The sequence below is a fragment of the Halosegnis marinus genome, from assembly GCF_029338355.1.
GTDB classification, from domain to species: Archaea; Halobacteriota; Halobacteria; order Halobacteriales; family Haloarculaceae; genus Halosegnis; species Halosegnis marinus.
On sequence record NZ_CP119802.1, the window covers coordinates 2,294,755 to 2,311,290 of the forward strand.

18 protein-coding genes are annotated in these 16,536 nt (G+C 72.7%); 9 read left to right on the forward strand and 9 right to left on the reverse strand.

What is annotated here, in order from left to right:
• The first annotated feature begins 239 nt into the window (after positions 1-239).
• Genes P2T37_RS12760 through P2T37_RS12780 form a run of 5 tightly spaced genes read left to right on the forward strand, consistent with a single transcriptional unit; the run spans position 240 to position 4,833 of the window.
• Positions 240-1,178 (forward strand): 1,4-dihydroxy-2-naphthoate polyprenyltransferase, encoded by a 939-nt coding sequence (locus P2T37_RS12760; protein WP_276234337.1) that lies wholly within the window; start codon positions 240-242, stop codon positions 1,176-1,178.
• Complete coding sequence (locus P2T37_RS12765) at positions 1,175-2,176, forward strand: mandelate racemase/muconate lactonizing enzyme family protein (RefSeq protein ID WP_276234338.1); 1,002 nt, start codon at positions 1,175-1,177, stop codon at positions 2,174-2,176. Before P2T37_RS12760 ends, P2T37_RS12765 begins: the two co-directional genes overlap by 4 nt.
• Positions 2,169-3,641: a class I adenylate-forming enzyme family protein gene (locus P2T37_RS12770; protein ID WP_276234339.1), complete on the forward strand. Its 1,473-nt coding sequence runs from the start codon at positions 2,169-2,171 to the stop codon at positions 3,639-3,641. The genes P2T37_RS12765 and P2T37_RS12770 overlap by 8 nt, the downstream gene beginning before the upstream one ends.
• Before the next feature lie 31 nt (positions 3,642-3,672).
• Positions 3,673-4,452 (forward strand): NRDE family protein, encoded by a 780-nt coding sequence (locus tag P2T37_RS12775; protein WP_276234340.1) that lies wholly within the window; start codon positions 3,673-3,675, stop codon positions 4,450-4,452.
• Positions 4,453-4,494: 42 nt separating this feature from the next.
• Positions 4,495-4,833: a helix-turn-helix transcriptional regulator gene (locus P2T37_RS12780; RefSeq protein ID WP_276234341.1), complete on the forward strand. Its 339-nt coding sequence runs from the start codon at positions 4,495-4,497 to the stop codon at positions 4,831-4,833.
• Here P2T37_RS12780 and P2T37_RS12785 read toward each other — a convergent pair.
• From P2T37_RS12785 to P2T37_RS12800, 4 genes are read right to left on the reverse strand one after another with little or no spacing between them, the layout of a single operon-like run.
• Positions 4,830-5,771: a calcium/sodium antiporter gene (locus tag P2T37_RS12785; RefSeq protein ID WP_276234342.1), complete on the reverse strand. Its 942-nt coding sequence runs from the start codon at positions 5,769-5,771 to the stop codon at positions 4,830-4,832. The genes P2T37_RS12780 and P2T37_RS12785 overlap by 4 nt on opposite strands.
• Positions 5,772-5,811: 40 nt before the next feature.
• On the reverse strand, positions 5,812-6,273 hold the full coding sequence (locus P2T37_RS12790) for a MaoC/PaaZ C-terminal domain-containing protein (protein WP_276234343.1): 462 nt from the start codon (positions 6,271-6,273) through the stop codon (positions 5,812-5,814).
• A complete protein-coding gene (locus tag P2T37_RS12795; protein WP_276234344.1) occupies positions 6,270-6,749 on the reverse strand; it encodes a PaaI family thioesterase in 480 nt (159 codons plus the stop codon). Before P2T37_RS12795 ends, P2T37_RS12790 begins: the two co-directional genes overlap by 4 nt.
• Position 6,750: 1 nt before the next feature.
• Positions 6,751-8,706 (reverse strand): 3-hydroxyacyl-CoA dehydrogenase/enoyl-CoA hydratase family protein, encoded by a 1,956-nt coding sequence (locus P2T37_RS12800; RefSeq protein WP_276234345.1) that lies wholly within the window; start codon positions 8,704-8,706, stop codon positions 6,751-6,753.
• A gap of 170 nt (positions 8,707-8,876) precedes the next feature.
• Here P2T37_RS12800 and P2T37_RS12805 point away from each other — a divergent pair, with 170 nt between their 5' ends.
• Positions 8,877-10,067, forward strand: coding sequence for an MFS transporter (locus tag P2T37_RS12805; protein ID WP_276234346.1), 1,191 nt, complete (start codon positions 8,877-8,879; stop codon positions 10,065-10,067).
• Positions 10,068-10,138: 71 nt separating this feature from the next.
• The gene (locus tag P2T37_RS12810) at positions 10,139-10,423 is read left to right on the forward strand and encodes a DNA-directed RNA polymerase subunit L (RefSeq protein ID WP_276234347.1); all 285 of its coding nucleotides are present in this window, start codon (positions 10,139-10,141) and stop codon (positions 10,421-10,423) included.
• A gap of 38 nt (positions 10,424-10,461) precedes the next feature.
• On the opposite strand, the gene P2T37_RS12815 is transcribed toward P2T37_RS12810, so the two are convergent.
• The 3 genes from P2T37_RS12815 to hisF all read right to left on the reverse strand — a co-directional run bounded on the left by P2T37_RS12815 (position 10,462) and on the right by hisF (position 11,798).
• On the reverse strand, positions 10,462-10,620 hold the full coding sequence (locus P2T37_RS12815) for a hypothetical protein (protein ID WP_276234348.1): 159 nt from the start codon (positions 10,618-10,620) through the stop codon (positions 10,462-10,464).
• Positions 10,613-10,777 (reverse strand): DUF8118 domain-containing protein, encoded by a 165-nt coding sequence (locus P2T37_RS12820; protein ID WP_276234349.1) that lies wholly within the window; start codon positions 10,775-10,777, stop codon positions 10,613-10,615. The genes P2T37_RS12815 and P2T37_RS12820 overlap by 8 nt, the downstream gene beginning before the upstream one ends.
• Positions 10,778-10,982: 205 nt before the next feature.
• A complete protein-coding gene (gene hisF, locus P2T37_RS12825) occupies positions 10,983-11,798 on the reverse strand; it encodes an imidazole glycerol phosphate synthase subunit HisF (protein ID WP_276234350.1) in 816 nt (271 codons plus the stop codon).
• Positions 11,799-11,888: 90 nt separating this feature from the next.
• On the opposite strand from hisF, the gene P2T37_RS12830 reads away from it, so the two are divergent.
• Positions 11,889-12,056, forward strand: coding sequence for a DUF7550 family protein (locus tag P2T37_RS12830; protein ID WP_276234351.1), 168 nt, complete (start codon positions 11,889-11,891; stop codon positions 12,054-12,056).
• A 30-nt stretch (positions 12,057-12,086) separates the two neighbouring features.
• Entirely contained in the window at positions 12,087-13,046 is a 960-nt protein-coding gene (locus P2T37_RS12835; protein WP_276234352.1) for an ornithine cyclodeaminase family protein, read from the forward strand.
• Here the strand turns inward: P2T37_RS12835 and P2T37_RS12840 are convergent.
• Entirely contained in the window at positions 13,036-14,307 is a 1,272-nt protein-coding gene (locus P2T37_RS12840; protein WP_276234353.1) for a hypothetical protein, read from the reverse strand. The genes P2T37_RS12835 and P2T37_RS12840 overlap by 11 nt on opposite strands.
• Before the next feature lie 40 nt (positions 14,308-14,347).
• On the reverse strand, positions 14,348-16,468 hold the full coding sequence (purL, locus tag P2T37_RS12845) for a phosphoribosylformylglycinamidine synthase subunit PurL (protein ID WP_276234354.1): 2,121 nt from the start codon (positions 16,466-16,468) through the stop codon (positions 14,348-14,350).
• Between the last annotated feature and the right edge of the window lie 68 nt (positions 16,469-16,536).

Genomic DNA, 16,536 nt, shown 5'->3' on the forward strand with positions numbered 1-16,536 from the left:
CTCCCCAGCCGACTCGCTCCTTTCAGTCGCTCGCCCCTCGCACGTCGCTGACCGCGCACACCGCGCGGTCAGCGCGCGCCGTAGTGAGGATTCAAGTGCGATGCCGGCACCAGCCGGCGGGTGACGTGAGCGGTGCCGCGGCGGGCCGACGCGGGAGTCCGGCCCACCCGTCGCGGCGCGGTCGGGCCGGCTGTTCGCCAACCACAGCCGCTTAGTCGCGGCCACGCCAACGCCGCGTAATGACCGAGACAGCCGACGTGTCGCGGACGCGAGCGTGGGTGATGGCCGCGCGCCCGCAGACCCTGCCGGCGGGGGCCGCGCCCGTCGTCGTCGGGACGGGGCTGGCCTACGGCGCGGGCGAGTTCGCGGCGCTGCCGGCGCTGGCCGCGCTCGTCGGCGCGCTGCTGCTCCAAGTGGGCACGAACTTCGCCAACGACTACTACGACGCCGTCCGCGGCGCGGACACCGAGGAGCGCGAGGGGTTCACCCGGGTCACCGCGGGCGGACTCATCGCGCCCCCGAGCGTCAAGCGCGCGATGTACGCCACCTTCGCCGCGGCGATACTGCTCGGTACCTATCTCGTGTGGGTCGGCGGCCCGGCAATCGTCGTCGTCGGCCTCGCCTCCGTCGCCGCCGGTATCGCCTACACCGGGGGGCCGGCCCCGTACGGCTACCGGGGCCTCGGCGACGTGTTCGTCTTCGTCTTCTTCGGCCTCGTCGCCGTGACGGGCACCTACTACGTGCAGGCCGCCGCTGACCTCGCCGGTATCCCCGCGCTCACGGCGCCGCTCGACCTCGTCCCGCTCGCGGCCGTCGTCGCCGCGCTCCCGGCCGCGGGGCTCTCGACGTGCATCCTCGTCGTGAACAACATCCGCGACCGCGAGACGGACGCGAAGGCCGGCAAGCGCACGCTCGCGGTCCTGCTCGGCTACCGCTGGTCGCGCGTCGAGTTCCTGCTGCTGCTCGGGATGGCCTACGTCGTCCCGGTGGTGTTCACGCTCACCGGCTCCGGGCCCGCGACGCTGCTCCCGCTCGCCACCGCGCCGCTCGCCGTTCGGCTCCTGCGAACGGTCGCGACGGAGACGGGCGGCGCGGCGCTCAACCCCGCGCTGGAGACGACCGGAAAGCTCCTCTTCGCCCACAGCGCCCTCTTCGCCGTCGGGCTGGCGGTCGCATGAACGCCGACTACTTCTCGCTCCCGCTCGCGGAGCCGCTCGCCACCGCCGCGGGCGACATCACCGAGCGCGAGGGCTTCCTCGTCGGTATCGACGCGCCGGCGCCCGGCCTCGGCGAAGCCTGCCCGCTCCCCGGCTGGACGGAGTCGCTCGACGAGTGTCGGGCGGCGCTCGAATCCGCCGACGGGGGCGAACTCGATACCCTGCCGCCGGCCGCGCGCCACGGCGTCTCGCTGGCGCTCCTGGACGGGGCGGCCCGCGACGCCGGCCTCCCGCTCTATCGCCACTTCGGGAGGGACGAACGCGTCGAGTCCGTGCCCGTCAACGCGACCGTCGGGGACGCCGCGACCGAGACAGCGGTCGAACGCGTCCGCGATTCGGTCGACGCCGGCTTCCCGGCGGTGAAACTGAAGGTCGGCGCACGGCCGCTCGGTACGGACCTCGACCGAGTGCGTGCCGTCCGCGACGCCTGTCCCGACGTTGAACTCCGTCTCGACGCGAACGGCGCGTGGACCCGGGCCGAGGCCGCGGAGGCGTTCGCCGCGCTCGACGCGCTCGACGTTGCGTACGTCGAGCAGCCGCTTCCGGCGGGTGACCTCGCCGGTCACGCCGACCTCCGACGCCACGAGACCGGGGTCGCGCTCGACGAGGGACTCTACGAGCACGGGGTCGACGCCGCCCTCGACGCGGGCGCGGCGGACACCTGGATTCTCAAGCCGATGGCGATGGGCGGCCCCGACGTAGCCCTCGAAGCGGCCGTCCTCGCCCGCGGCGCGGGCATCGACCCGGTGGTCACCACGACCATCGACGGGGCCGTCGCGCGCGCCGCCGCGGTCCATGTCGCGGCCGCGCTCCCCGGGGTGCGCGCCTGCGGGCTCGCCACCGGCGACCTGCTCGCCGCGGACTTCGACCCGGACCCGGCGCCGGTGGAGAGCGGCCGCGCCCGCGTCCCACAGAAAGAGGGAAATACCGGGGCGACCTCACCGGCGGACTATGCGTGACTGGCTGGCCCTGCGGGCCGGGGCGACCCCGACGCGGACCGCGCTCGTGGACGCGCGGACCGGGCGGGCGACGACTTACGGCGCGCTCGACGCCCGCGTCGAGGAGCTCGCCGGCCGGCTCTCCGCGCTCGGGGTGGGCGTGGACGACCACCTCGGCGTCGTCGCCGGGACGCGCCCGGCCTTCCTCGAACTCGTCCACGCGGCCGCACGGGTCGGCGCCGTCCTCGTCCCGCTGAACGCGCGCTACACCGCGGCCGAACTGCGCGAGACGGCCGGCCGCGCGGACGTGGACGCGCTGGTCTGCGAGGCCGACACCGAGGCCGCCGCCGTCGAGTCGTTCGACGGACCCGTGGCGACGCTCGACGACCCCGCACACGGCGCGACCGACCTCGCGGCCGTCGAGCCGGCGACGTTCGACGTGCCCGCGTGGGACCGCGACTGCGCGCAGGCGCTCGTCGCCACCTCGGGGACGACGGGCGGTCCGAAGCTCGTGGAACTCACCTCCGGGAACCTGCTCGCCTCCGCGGCCGCGTCGTCGTGGCGGCTCGGCGTCCTCCCCGCCGACCGCTGGTACTGCACGCTCCCGATGTACCACATGGGCGGGCTCGCCCCCGTCTATCGGTCGGTGCTGTACGGGACGGCCGTGGTCGTCGGGACGCCCGGAAGCTTCGACCCGGAGCGCGCGCTCGCCGAGATGTCCGAGCACGACGCCACGGGCGTCTCCGTCGTCCCGACGATGGCTCGGGACCTGCTCGATGTGGATGACGGCGCGCTCGCGGACCTCCGGTTCGTCCTCGTCGGCGGCGCGGCGACGCCCGACGCGCTGGTCGAGCGCGCGAACGAGGCCGGCGTCCCCCTCCACCCGAGCTACGGGATGACCGAGGCGGCCTCCCAGATAGCGACCGCTCGCCCCGCCGACACGGCCGCGGCGCTCGGTACCGTGGGTCACCCGCTCGTCTTCACCGAGGTGACGGTGACGGACGGGGAGGGGACCGTGCTCCCGCCGGGGGAACCGGGCGAGATCGTCGTCTCGGGGAGCACCGTCTCGCCGGGCTACTACGGCGACGAGGACGCGACCGACGAGGCGTTCGGTCCCCACGGCTTCCACACCGGCGACGCGGGCTACCGCGACACCGAGGGTCGGCTGTGGGTGCTCAACCGCCTCGACGACCGCATCGTCACGGGCGGCGAGAACGTCGACCCGGGCGAGGTGGCGGGCGTCCTCCGCGACCACCCCGACGTCGAGGAGGCGTTCGTCCTCGGCCTGCCGGACGACCGCTACGGCCAGCGCGTGGCGGCGCTCGTCGTCGGCGCGGACGACACCGCCGCCCTCGAATCGTTCGCCCGCGAGCGGCTCGCGGGGTTCAAGCTCCCGCGGACGTGGCGCGTCGTCGACGCCCTGCCCCGCACCGCCTCGGGGACCGTGGACCGCGCCGCGGCCCGGGACCTGTTCGGCGACACGTAGGGTTTTGTCCGCGCCCCGGCTACCGGGGACCGTGTGTACGCTCACCTTCGCGTGGCGCCGCTTCGACGACCACCTCGCGGTGGCCGCGAACCGCGACGAGGCGCTGGCGCGACCCTCGTCGCCCCCCGCGATACGCGACGGCGACCCGCGCGTCTTCGCCCCCCGCGACGAGGAGGCCGGCGGGACGTGGCTCGGCTACAACGAGGCCGGCGTCTTCGTCGCGCTGACGAACCGCTGGACCCGCGCCGTGACCGACGGCGACCGCTCGCGCGGGCTACTCGTCCGCGAGGCGCTCGACCGGCCCGACGCCTCGGCCGCCGCGGGGTTCGTCCGCGACGAACTGGACGCGCGGACGTACGAGCCGTTCCACCTACTCGTCGCGGACGCCGAGCGCGCGCTGCTGTTCGAACACGACCGCGACACCTCCGTCGCTCACCTCGCGCCGGGCGTCTACGTCGTCGGCAACACCGGCTGGTGTGGGGTTCGCTCGGGGCCGGCGGGCGCGACGGAGCCACAGCGCACCGAGTCCTTCTTCGTGCCCGACCGACGGCCCGAGGTGGGCCGCGAGCAGGCGGCGAACGACCGTCGGGTGCTCGACACGCTCGCCGCGGCCGCCGAGGGGGCCGACGCGGACGCGTGGCTGGCACGGGGCGGCGAGGTGCTCTCGGACCACGAGTACGGCGTCTGTATCCACGGCGACGGCTTCGGCACGAAGTCGTCCTCCCTCGTCCGACTGGGGGCGGAGCGCGCGTGGCGACACGCCGAGGGCCCACCGTGCGAGACGCCCTACGAGCCGCTGGACGCGCTGTGACGGACGGCAGGATTTAAACGCGCCACTCCCGCAGATGGGGGTATGCCGGAGGAGCTCACCGACGACGAGGAGCGGGCGATGGAACTCATCGCGCGCGAGGGCGGTATCCACCAGAGCGACTTCTGGAAGGAGCTGGACGTGGACTCCCGGAAGGGGAGCCGCATCGCCGAGTCGCTGGCGGAGAAAGGGTACGTCGAGCGCGAGGAGACGCTGTACGAGGGCCACAACACCTACTTCATCGAGCCGGTCGTCCACGCCGAGGAGCTCGACTTCTCGCTGCTGATGGCCGGGGACATGCTCTCGCCGTTCGTCGGCGACGAGGAGGCCGACCCCAACGCCGACCGCTTCAGCCAGTGGGTCATGACCCTCGCGTACCGCTAGAGCAGGTCGAGCCCCCATCGAACGAGGTTAGCCGCGGCCGCGACGCCGCCCTCCGCCCGCGTCAGTTTTCGCCCGGTGAACAGGAGAACGGTCACCAGTGCCGTCAGTCCCACCAGCCACCACACCGTCGCCGTCGCGGCGGGCGTGACCGACGACGGCGCGAGGACCGCGACGAGTCCCACGACCGCGAGCGCGTTGAACACGCAGGAGCCGACGACGTTCCCGACCGCCAGCTCCGGGTAACCGGCACGCGCGGCGGCGACCGCGGCCGCCAGTTCGGGACTGGAGGTGCCGAGCGCGACCACCGTCTCGCCGACGACCCACTCGGAGACGCCCGCGGCCAGCGCGAGGCCGACGGCCCCGCGGACGAGCACGTCCGCGCCGAGCACGACGAGGACGAGCCCCCCGGCGGTCAGGAACACGGCGCGCGTGCGACCGAGGCCGTCCCGTTCGGGCGCGGTGTCGGTACGCGCGCGCCGCGTTCGACCGCGGTCCCCCGAGAGCAGCGCGACGAGGTACCCGACCAGGCCGGCGAGCAGTAGCAGGCCCTCCCACCGCCCGAGCCGGAGGTCCCACAGCGCGAGGGCGACCGCGACGGTCGCCGCGAGCATCACGGGCGCGTCACGGCGCCGGAGCGGGCGGCGGGCGCGGACGGGCGTGACGAGCGCCGTCGCGCCGAGCACGACGCCGAGGTTCACGAGGTTCGACCCGACGGCATTGCCGACCGCGAGGTCGGCCCGCGCCGCGAGCGCGGCATCGACCGAAGCGGCCACCTCCGGCAGCGAGGTACCGATACCGACCACGACCACACCGACGACGAGGTCCGAGAGGCCGACCCGGCGGGCGAGCGTCACCGCCCCGGCGACGAACTGCTCGGCGCCGTACCACAGCGCCGCCGCTCCGACGACGACCAACAGGAGGTCCCACGCCGAGAGCACATCGGTAGTGCGTCCCCCCGCGGAAAAAGCGTGCCGCCGGCTACTCCAGCAGCGACACCGTCTCGCAGGAGACGGCGACGGTGTCCTCGTTCTTCACGACCTCCAGCGCGTAGCGGACCGTCCCCGTGCCGGGGCCGTCCGGCTTGCGCTCCGTCCCTATCACTTCCGTTTCGACGTGGATGCGCTCGCCGAGGAACACCGGCGCGCGGAAGCGCAGCCGGTCGATGCCGTAGAAGGCGACGACGGCCTCCCGCTCCTCCTGTGTGCGGTTCTGCCACAGCAGCCCGGTGGCCGCCGAGAGGACGAGCATCCCGTGGGCGATGCGCTGGCCGAACGACGACTCGGCCATCCGCACGTCGTCGAGGTGGAGGTGGTTGAAGTCGCCCGACACGCCGGCGAAGTTCACCACGTCGGCCTCGGTGATGGTGCGACCGCTCGTCGTTGAGGTGTCGCCCTCCTCGACCGTCTCGAAGTAGCTGTCCGGGGCCGTATCGTCGCTCACTCGGCTCCCCCTCCGTTCACGCCCGCCGGGTGGTCGTCGCCGTCCGCCTGCCTGAACAGCCGGTAGGTCGTCCCGCCGGTGGCGACGACCTTCCGTTCCCCCTCGTGGACGCTCGTCACCTCGCACTCGGTGACGCCCATCGTCCGGCCGGCGCGGACCACCTCGGCCTCGACGCGCAGGTCGTCGGTCGCGGGGCGCACGTAGCGCGTGTTGAGGTCCGTCGTCGTGAGCGCGGCCTCGCGGGGCGAGTCGAACGTCGTCCGGAGCGCGAACCCCGACGCCGTGTCGATGACCGTCGCGGTGATGCCGCCGTGGACGGTGCCCGACGCGATGTTGGCGAACTTCTCGTCGAAGGGGAGCGCGAACACGACGCGGCCCCGCTCCATCTCGACGACGGAGAGGTCGAGCCACGACAGCAGGTCGTGGCTCTCCAGTTCGCTCGCCAGCCGTTCGTGGCGCTCCGCGCCGGCGCTCATCTCACTTCCCCTCGAACTCGGCCTCGCGGTCCTCCATGAACGCGGCCGCACCCTCCTGCATGTCCTCGGTACCGAGCAGCAGGCCGAACGCCTGGGCCTCCAGTTCGAGGCCGGCGTCGATGTCCTGGTCGCGCCCGGCGTTCATCACCTGCTTCGCCTTCCGGAGCGCGATGGGCGCGCCGCCGACGAGGTCGTCGAGGAACGCCTCGACCGTCTCGTCGAACTCCTCGTCGGAGACGGCGCGGTTGATGAGCCCCCACTCCTCGGCGCGCTCCGCGGAGATGCGCTCGCCGCGGAAGACGAGTTCCTTCGCCCGGGCGTCCGAGAGCATCCGGATGGCGCGCTGGGTGCCGCCGCCGCCGGGGATGAGCCCGAGGTTGATCTCCGGGAAGCCGAACTCCGAGCCCTCGGTTGCGATGCGGAGGTCGCACGCGAGCGCGAGTTCGTGCCCGCCGCCGAGACAGAAGCCGTCTATCTTGGCGAGCGTCGGCCGCGGGTACTCCGCGACCGTCCGGAAGAACTCGGTGACGTCCTTCTCGTGGGGCGCGATGCCGGCGAAGCCGGTGATGTCCGCGCCCGCGGAGAACGCCCGGTCGCCCGTCCCCTCGAAGGTGACGGCGCGCACGTCGTCGACGTCCGTCGTCTCCAGGAGGTGGACGACCTCGTCCATCAGGTCCTGATTGAGCGCGTTCAGCCGCTCGGGACGGTCGAGCGTTATCTCCAGGAGGCCGTCCTCCGAGAGCGAGTGCTCGATGGTGGCGTAGTGGCGCTCGCCGTCGCTCCCGCCGTAGTCGTAGAAGCCCTTCCCGGCGTCCTCGCCGGTGTGGCCCGCCTCCACCAGTTCGCGGAGGTGCTCGGACGGCTCGTAGCGCTCGTGGCCGTACTCGTCGTACAGCTCCTCAAGCTTCGCGAGCACCGTGTCGAGCCCGAGCTTGTCCGCGCGGCGGCACGGCCCCTCGGGGAAGCCGGCGCCGAGGCGCATCCCGGTGTCGATGGCCTCCGCGGTGGCGACGTCGTTACCGATGAGCTTCGCCGCCTCGTTGACGATGCGCGCCTCGATACGGAGCGTGTCCACGTCCTCGCCCTGGCCCGCCTCGTAGGTGGTGCCCTCGCCGTCCTCGTAGTCGTAGTACCCCTTGCCGGTCTTCTGGCCGAGGTCGCCCGCGTCCACCTTCTCCTGGACGACGGGCGGCACGTCCTTGCCCGCCTCCTTGCGGACGTGGTAGCCGATGTCGATGCCGGTGAGATCGCCGAGCTCGAACGGGCCCATCGGGTAGCCGCGCCGGTGGACCATCGCGGCGTCGACCTCCTCGATGGTCGCCGCGCCCTCGGAGACCATCCAGCCGGCCTCGTCCCCGAACGGGCCGAGCACGCTGTTGACGACGAAACCGTTCACGTCCTTCCGGACGTAGATGGGCGTCTTGCCGATGGACTCGACGAACTCGTAGGTCGCCTCGGCCGTCTCGTCGCTCGTCTCCGCGCCGTAGATGACCTCGACGAGGTCCATCTTCACGGGCGGGTTGAAGAAGTGCATCCCGACGACCTGCTCGGGGCGCTCCGTCGCGGTCGCGATCTCCGTGATGGAGAGCGAGGAGGTGTTCGACGCGAGGATGGCCCCCTCGGGCGTGAACTCGTCGAGGTCGCCGAATATCTCCTTCTTCAGTTCCATCTGCTCGGGGGCGGCCTCGATGACGAGGTCCGCGTCCGAGACGGCGGTTTCGAGGTCGACCTCGGTGTCGATGCGGTCCATCACCGCGTCGGGGTCCTCCTCGACCAGGCCCTTCTCCGAGAGCTTCTGGAGCGACCACTCGATGGACTCGTAGCCGTCGTCCACGAGTTCCTGCTCGATGTCGCGCATCGTGACGTGATAGCCCGCGATGGCGGCGACCTCGGTGATACCGTGTCCCATGTTCCCCGCGCCGAGCACCGTGACACGGGAGATGTCGTCCACGTTCATACGGACGGGTGTGACGCCGCGCGCGTCTTAACTCCAGCGACGTCGTTTAGCGATGTTAGTCTCTCCGGGCGTTTCCGCTACCGGCGTAAACGTGCGACGGCGATTCGCCGGGCGGTGGTAGTCGCCGTCGGATGGCCGGGCTTTTGACGCCGTTGTCCGTTGACCGACCGATGGGTGTCCGGCGCGCGACCGCGGTCCTCGGACGGTACGAGCCGGTCGCTATCGTCGGCGGCCTGTGGCTGGTCGCGAAGCTGCTGCGCTACACCTTCCCCGCGCTCTTCCCGACCCTCCGGGAGGCGCCGGCGTTCTCCGCGACCCTGCTCGGCGCGGCGTACACCGTCATGATGCTGTTGTACGCGCTCATGCAGTTCCCGAGCGGCGCGCTCGCCGACACCGTCGAGGACGTCCGCGTGGTCGCCGCCGGCGCGCTCGTCGCGGCGCTCGGGGGCGGCCTCTTCCTGTTGCCCGCCTCCGTGCCCGTCCTCGTCGCCGGGATGCTCCTCGTCGGGGTCGGCACGGGCGTCCACAAGACCGTCTCCGTGTCGCTGCTCTCGCGGCTCTATCCCGAGCGAACGGGCCGGGCGCTCGGCACGTTCGACACGCTGGGGACGGCCGGCGGGGTCGTCGCGCCGCTGCTCGTGGTGGCCGCGCTCTCCTCGGTCGGCTGGCCGTGGCTCCTCGTCGCGACCGGCCTCGCGGGGGCGCTGTTGACTGTCGCGCTCGCGCTCCGGGTGCCGCGCGGCGACGCGCCGACCGTCGGCCTCGCGAGCGCCGTCCGCGCCACGGACGTGCGGTCGTACCTCCCGCCGTTCCGGCGTCCGCGCTTCCTGCTGTTCGTCGCCGTGACGCTGTGTTTCGCGTTCGCCTACAACGGCGTCGTCGCCTTCCTTCCCCTGTACCTCGTGGAGAGCGGGCTCGCCGCCGCGACGGCCTCGGGGCTCTACTCGCTGCTGTTCGCCGTCAGCGTCGTGCAGGTCGTCTCGGGCGACCTCGCCGACCGGCTCGGCACGCTCCGCACCTCGACGCTCTCCCTCGCGGTCGCGACGGTCGGGCTCGCGGGCCTCGTCGTCGGTGCCGGCGACGGACGGCTCGTGCTCGGCGGCGCCGTCGTCCTGCTCGGCGTCGGGAGCCACGGCTTCCGCCCCGTCCGCGGCGCCTACCTCGCCGCGTCGTTCCCCGACGAGGTCAGGGGCGGCGGCGTCGGCATCGCCCGGACGCTGCTGATGGGCGTCGGCGCCGTCTCGCCCACGGTCGTCGGCGCCGTCGCCGACGCGGTCGGTTACCGGGAGGCGTTCCTCGCGCTCGCCGCCGCGATGGCCGGCGGGGTCGTCTGTGCGGCCGCGATGGTCGCGACCGAGTGACCCCTCGCGCCCCTCGGCGGCGGTCTCGCGGTTCGTAACCTTCATCCCCGCCGTTCCTGTACGTGACGGTAATGGACCTACGCGTCATCGAGAACGAGGAAACGGAGCTCTCCATCGAGATCGCCGGGGAGGACCACACGTTCATGAACGTCCTCAAGGGGGCGCTGCTGGAGACCGAGGGGGTCGCCGCGGCGACCTACGACATGAACCCCGAGCAGTCGGGCGGCCAGACGGACCCCATCCTCTCCATCAAGACGGAGTCGGGGACCGCGCCGCTGGACGCGCTGGAGGCCGCCGCGGCCAACGTGAAGGACAAGGCGACCGCGTTCCGCGACGCGTTCGAGGCCGCCGCGTAACTCCCTCTCCTATCGTTTTTCGCCCCGCACAGCGTCGGCTACGCCCCCACGACGCCGTGGGTCGGACACCACCGGCCGGTCGCGACCTCAACGGTGTCGTCGCCGCAGTCGGGACACGCCGGGGCCTCGTGGTCCGTCGAGACGCCCATCGCGGCGTACACCGAGCGCCAGCCGCCGCTCGGTGAGCCGTCAGTCACAGGCCGGACACCTCCGGTCGCGGTCGGTCGCACGGCCCGGCGCGGGCCGCGTCGTTTCGAGGCCGCACTCGGAACACCGCCAGTAGTAGTGGTCGAGACGGCCGTAGCGGTCGAGGGCCGGATGCGGCCCGCTCATCGGGAGAGCGTGTCGTTTCATGGGTGCTCTCGGCCCGCGCGCGGTCGCCGAACGCGACCGTGCGGGCACGTCGGTACTCGGGACGCTACCGGCAAAAGGGGGCGGCTAGCGCGGAGTGAAAGTAAAACGACTCGGCCGCGAGCACCCCGATAGGGGCCGCCAGGGGGGCTGAAGAACCACTTCCGTTCACTTTCGCCCGGGCGCGGCGGAAGTGAACGCGAGGGAGCTACAGCCGGACGGGGACGCCCCGCTCGTCGAGGTAGCGCTTCACCTCGTCGATGCCGTACTCGTCGAAGTGGAAGATGGAGGCCGCGAGGCCGGCGTCCGCGCCCGCCTCGGTGAACACCTCGTACATGTCCTCCGGGCCGCCACAGCCCGACGACGCGATGACGGGCGTCGAGACGGCGTCACAGACCGCCCTCGTGAGCGGGATGTCGTAGCCGTCCTTCGTGCCGTCGGCGTCGATGCTGTTGACGAACAGCTCCCCCGCGCCCCGCGACTCCGCCTCCTCGGCCCACGTCACCACGTCGAGCCCCGTTCCCTCGCGCCCGCCCTTCACGGTGCACTCGAACCAGCAGGACTCGCCGTCCACCTCGACGTAGTGGTCGCCCTTCTCGTCGAACCGGCGGCGCGCGTCCACGGAGATGACGATACACTGATTGCCGAAGGCCCGCGCGCCCTCGCTGATGAGTTCGGGACGGGCGATGGCCCCGGAGTTGATGGAGACCTTGTCCGCGCCGGCCCGCAGCGTCTCCTTGACGTCCTCCTCGGTCCGGATACCGCCCCCGACGGTGAGCGGGATGAACACCTCGTCGGCGACCGCCGAGACGGTGTCGAGCATCGTCTCGCGGCCCTCCGCGCTCGCCGTGATGTCGAGGAAGACGAACTCGTCGGCGCCGGCCTCGTTGTACTTCTTGGCCATCTCGACGGGGTCGCCGGTGTACTCGAGGTCCTCGAAGTTGACGCCCGTGTAGACGGCGGCCTCGCCCTCGTCGTTCAGGTCCACGTCGATACAGGGGATGATACGCTTCGTGAGCGTCATTCGTTGTCGGACGCTACTCCCGGGCCGGCTTTGACGGTTTCGACGCCCGCGTTCCGATACTGCAAAGTGCGCCGCCGCGAAGGCGGAGGTATGAGCGACGACGCCCACGACGACGGCGGCGGCCACGAGAGCGAGTACGCCACGGAGCGGACGACCGCCCCGCAGTCCGACTACACGAACCGCGAGGTCGCCATCGGCTTCGCGGTCGCGCTGCTCGGCATGGCCGTCGTCTTCGCCGTGCCGGTCCTGCTGGCGTAGATTCAAACGCCCCCGTCTCCTCTCGCCGCCATGCTCGTCTGTTCGGACAGCGACGTGGCCGCGGTGCTCGACCTCGCCGACCTCCTCCCCGTCGTCGCGGACGCCTTCGAGCGCGACGGCAGCGGCGCCGTCGAACGGCCCGACCGCCCGCATTTCCCGATAGGGACCGGCATCACGGGCGACGAACCGCTCGGAACCGGACTGACGATGCCCGCGTACCTCCACGGCGACGACACCTACGCCACCAAACTCGTCTCGGTGCATCTCGACAACCCCCCGGAGCGCCCCACGATACACGCCCAGATACTCCTCACCGACGCCGCGACGGGCGACCCCGCCGCGCTGCTCGCCGGCGAGCGCATCACGAACGCCCGGACCGGCTGTATCGGCGGGCTGGCGGCCGCACGCCTCGCGGACGCGCCGGTCACCCTCGGCGTCGTCGGCGCCGGCGCACAGGCGCGCTGGCAGACACGCGCGATAGCCGCGGCGACGGACCTGGCCGACGTCCGGATATACTCCCCGAGCGACTCCCGCGAGGCGTGTGCCGCCGACCTCCGCGACGAGGGCATCGACGCAAGGGCGGTCGGTTCGGCTCGGACGGCCGTCGAGAGAGCGGACGTGCTCGTCACGGCGACGACCGCGACCGCGCCGACGTTCCCGGCGGACGCGCTCGCGGACGGCACGCTCGTCGTCGCCGTCGGCGCGTACACCGCGGAGACACAGGAGCTCCCCCCGGCGGTCGTGGAGCGCGCGGCGCGCCTCTATGCGGACGTGCCGGAGGAGGCGGTCGAGACGGGCGACCTACTCGCCGCCGACCACGGCGAGCCGACCCCCTTCTCGGCGGTCGTCGCGGGCGGCGAGGAGCGGGTGGGGGACGACGAGGTGGTCCTCGTGAAGAGCGTCGGAACGGCGGTCCTCGACGCGGCCGCGGGCGGCTACGTGTACGACGCGGCCCGCGAGGCGGGGCTCGGCGAGTCGGTCACGCTTTGACGCCCACTTCCCCGTTCGTGACCGCGACGGAGGCGTTCGCCACGAAGTCGTCGTCGCCCGCCAGCCAGACGACCGTCCGGTCGTCGGCCCGCGCCAGCCGGTACTCGCCGTCCTCCCCGACCCACGTTCCCGTCGCGTCGTCGTACTCCGCCCGCTCCGACAGCCACGCCTCCGCGACGGCCCGGAACTCGGTGGCGTTGGCCGCGTCGTCGAACCGGAGCACCCACGCGTAGCCCCGCTCGCGGGCCGGGTTGACGAAGTCGATCCGCGCGTCGGAGCCCCAGCCGGCCGCGGCGCGGGCCGCGGCGGAGCGGTTCACGCCGGCCCGGAGCGCGACCCGGACGAACACCTCGCCGTAGCGCTGGCGGGAGACGGACGCGTACCACTCGTCCTCGGCGGCCCGCACCGACAACCGCGCCGGCCCCTCCGTGACGTTCGGGTGGAGGAGCTGTTCGCTCGTCGTCGGCGGGTCGCGGTAGAGGGCGGAGAGGTTCGCGGGGTCGTCAACGCGGGCGGCGGCGTGCAGGTAGCCGAAGCGGTACGGCGCGGCGGAGAGCCGCCCCGCGCCCGTCGTCCCCTCGTAGAGCGCCAGCGAGTCGGCCGCGGGGCTGGTCCCGTTGCCGAGGTAGGTGTCCCAGTAGGTGTCCGCGCCGAAGACGGCCGCGCCCTCGATGGTCGCCCGCGAGGCAAGCCGTCCGTCGAAGGTCCGGTCGACCGCGTCCCGGACCGACCGCACCGCGCCGGTGCGGAACTGGACGACGTGGACGTACTCGTGGGCGAGGACGCGCTCCAGCCGGGGGTCCGCCGTCAGCCGACCGTTCACGTACACCGTGGTCGGCTCCGCGACGTAGGCCGCGACGCCGGGCTCCCCGCCGTCGGTCTCGGGCGCCTCCAGTCCGAACAGCCGGAAGAAGGGCGGCTCGCTCGCGCCGGCCAGTCCGCCGTCGCGGCTCTCGTCGTCGTCCAACACGACGATGCGCCGCGGCGGGGCGGCGTCGCTGTCGAGGACCCGCGCCGTCCGGTCGAACACCGCGCCCGCGTCGAGCGGGAGACTGCCCCCCTCGACCCGGATGCCGCCCGACTCGTACGCCTCGGCGCCGTCGGGTGTGGGGGTCGCGGTCGGTTCGGCCGTGGCCGTCGCGGTCGGCGTCGGTGTCGCCGTCGGCTCGGGCGCGGGCGTCGTCGGTGCGCCCGCGTAGCCGTAGCTACAGCCGGCGAGGACACAGAGCAGGGCGAGCACGGCGACGCCGCGGGGTCGCATACGCCATCCACGGACCGAACCGTCAAAACAGTACGCCGGCTCAGGCGAGTTCGCGGTCGATGACGCTCCGAAGGTCGGCCACCTCGGCCGCCGTGTACGACAGCGCCTCTCCGCCGACCGCGACCGAGAGTTCGCCCGAGGCGTCCGTCGTCCCGAGTTCCGTCACGGACGCGGCGTCGCCCACGACCTCGCGCACGGCCTCGGGGTCGGTCGTCTCCACGACCGCGCGCCCGGGCAGTTCCGAGAACAGCAGTTCGGCCGGGAGTCCTTCTCCCTCGAGCGTCACGTCCGCGCCCGCGTCGGCGGTCACCATCTCGGCGAGCGTCGCCGCGAGGCCGCCGTGGCTCACGTCGTGGAGCGCGGTCGTCGCGCCGTGGTCGGCGACGGCGGCGACGGCCTCGACGACCGCGAGCGGGTCGTCGGGGAGCGCCGGGAACGCGTCCGTGCCGCCCAGCGAGGCGAGGTACTGGCTCCCGCCGAGCGCGGCCGCGGGCCTGCCGACGAGGAGCAGCGTCGCGTCGCCGGCGAGCGCCGTGCCCGGCGCGTCGTATCCGTCCTTGGTGCCGACGGCCGCGAGCGTCGGCGTCGGGGGGACCGGCCCCGCGGCCGAGTCGTTGTACAGCGAGACGTTGCCGCCCACGACCGGGAGGTCGAGCGCGCGGCACATGTCGGCGAGTCCGTCCACGACGGCGCGGAAGCCGCCATACACGTCGGGCTTCTCCGGGTTGCCGCCGTTGAGACAGTCCACGGCCGCGAGCGGCGTCGCGCCGACCGCGGCGAGGTTCGTGGCGTTCTCCAGCGCGACGGCGCGCGCCCCGTCGTAGGGCGCGGCGTCCGTCCAGTTGGGGTCCGCGCCCGACGAGAGCGCGACGCCCTGTCCCGTCTCGCGCACCGCGAGCAGGGCCGCGTCGTCGCCGGGCCGCTTGGCGGTCCGGTTGCCGACCTCGTGGTCGTACTGCCGGTACACCCAGCGCTTCGACGCGGTGTTCGGGTGCGCGACGACGGTCTCGAACGCCGCCGCGAGGTCCGCGTCGGGCAGGTCGCGCGCCTGCGGCTCGGGCTCGACGCTGTCGAGGTCGTTCATCGGCGCGCCGTCGGCGAGGTACTCGGCCGGGGCGTCTACGACCGTCTCCCCCTCGAAGGTGCAGACGTAGTTCCCCTCGGTCACCTCCCCGATGACGGAACAGCCGAGGTCGAACCGCTCGGCCACCGCGCGGACGCGCTCGACGTCCTCGGGACGGACCTCGTAACACATCCGCTCCTGCGACTCCGCGAGGAGTATCTCGAGCGCGTTCATGTTCGGCTCGCGCTGGTGGACGCGGTCGAGGGCGATATCGGCACCCAGCCCGCCCTTGGCGACGAGTTCGGAGGAGGCGCCCCCGAGGCCCGCTGCGCCGAGGTCGCGGGCCGCGCGCAGGAGGTCCTCGTCCACGAGCGCCTCGTTCGCCTCGATGAGCAGCTTCTCGGCGTAGGGGTCGCCCACCTGCACGGCCGGGCGGTCCTCCGTCTCGGCGTCCTCCGCGAGGTCCTCGCTGGCGAAGGAGGCGCCGCCGAGGCCGTCGCGCCCCGTCGCGTTGCCGACGAGGACGAGCTTGTTTCCGGGGGTCTGCGCCTCCGCGGTGACGAGGCGGTCCTCGGTGACGACGCCGAGACAGGCCACGTTCACGAGGGGATTCCCCTCGTAGCCGTCGTGGAAGGCGACGCTCCCGGTCACCGTCGGGACGCCGATGCAGTTGCCGTAGTGACTGATTCCCTCGACGACGCCCTCGAAGAGGTACCGGGAGTGTTCGCGGTCGAAGTCGCCGAAGTACAGCGAGTCGGCGAGCGCGATGGGGTACGCCCCCATCGAGAGCGTGTCGCGGACGATGCCGCCGACGCCGGTGGCCGCGCCGTCGAACGGGTCCACGTACGACGGGTGGTTGTGGCTCTCGACGCCCATCGTCAGGTAGGTGTCGCCGTCGAGGCGCACGACTGCGGCGTCGTCGCCCGGGCCGACGACCACGTCCTCGCCCTCGCTCGTGAACGCCGAGAGCAGCGGGCGGGAGGAGCGGTACGCGCAGTGTTCGCTCCAGAGGTTCTCGAACAGTGCCTCCTCCGCGGGCGTGGGGTCGCGACCGAGTTCCTCCTCGACGAGGTCACGGTCCGACGGCGCGAGTGTCATCCACTCGTGTGCAGTCTCGGCGGGGTAAAATCCCTTTTCATATGCACGGTCGTGGATTATCACGCCGG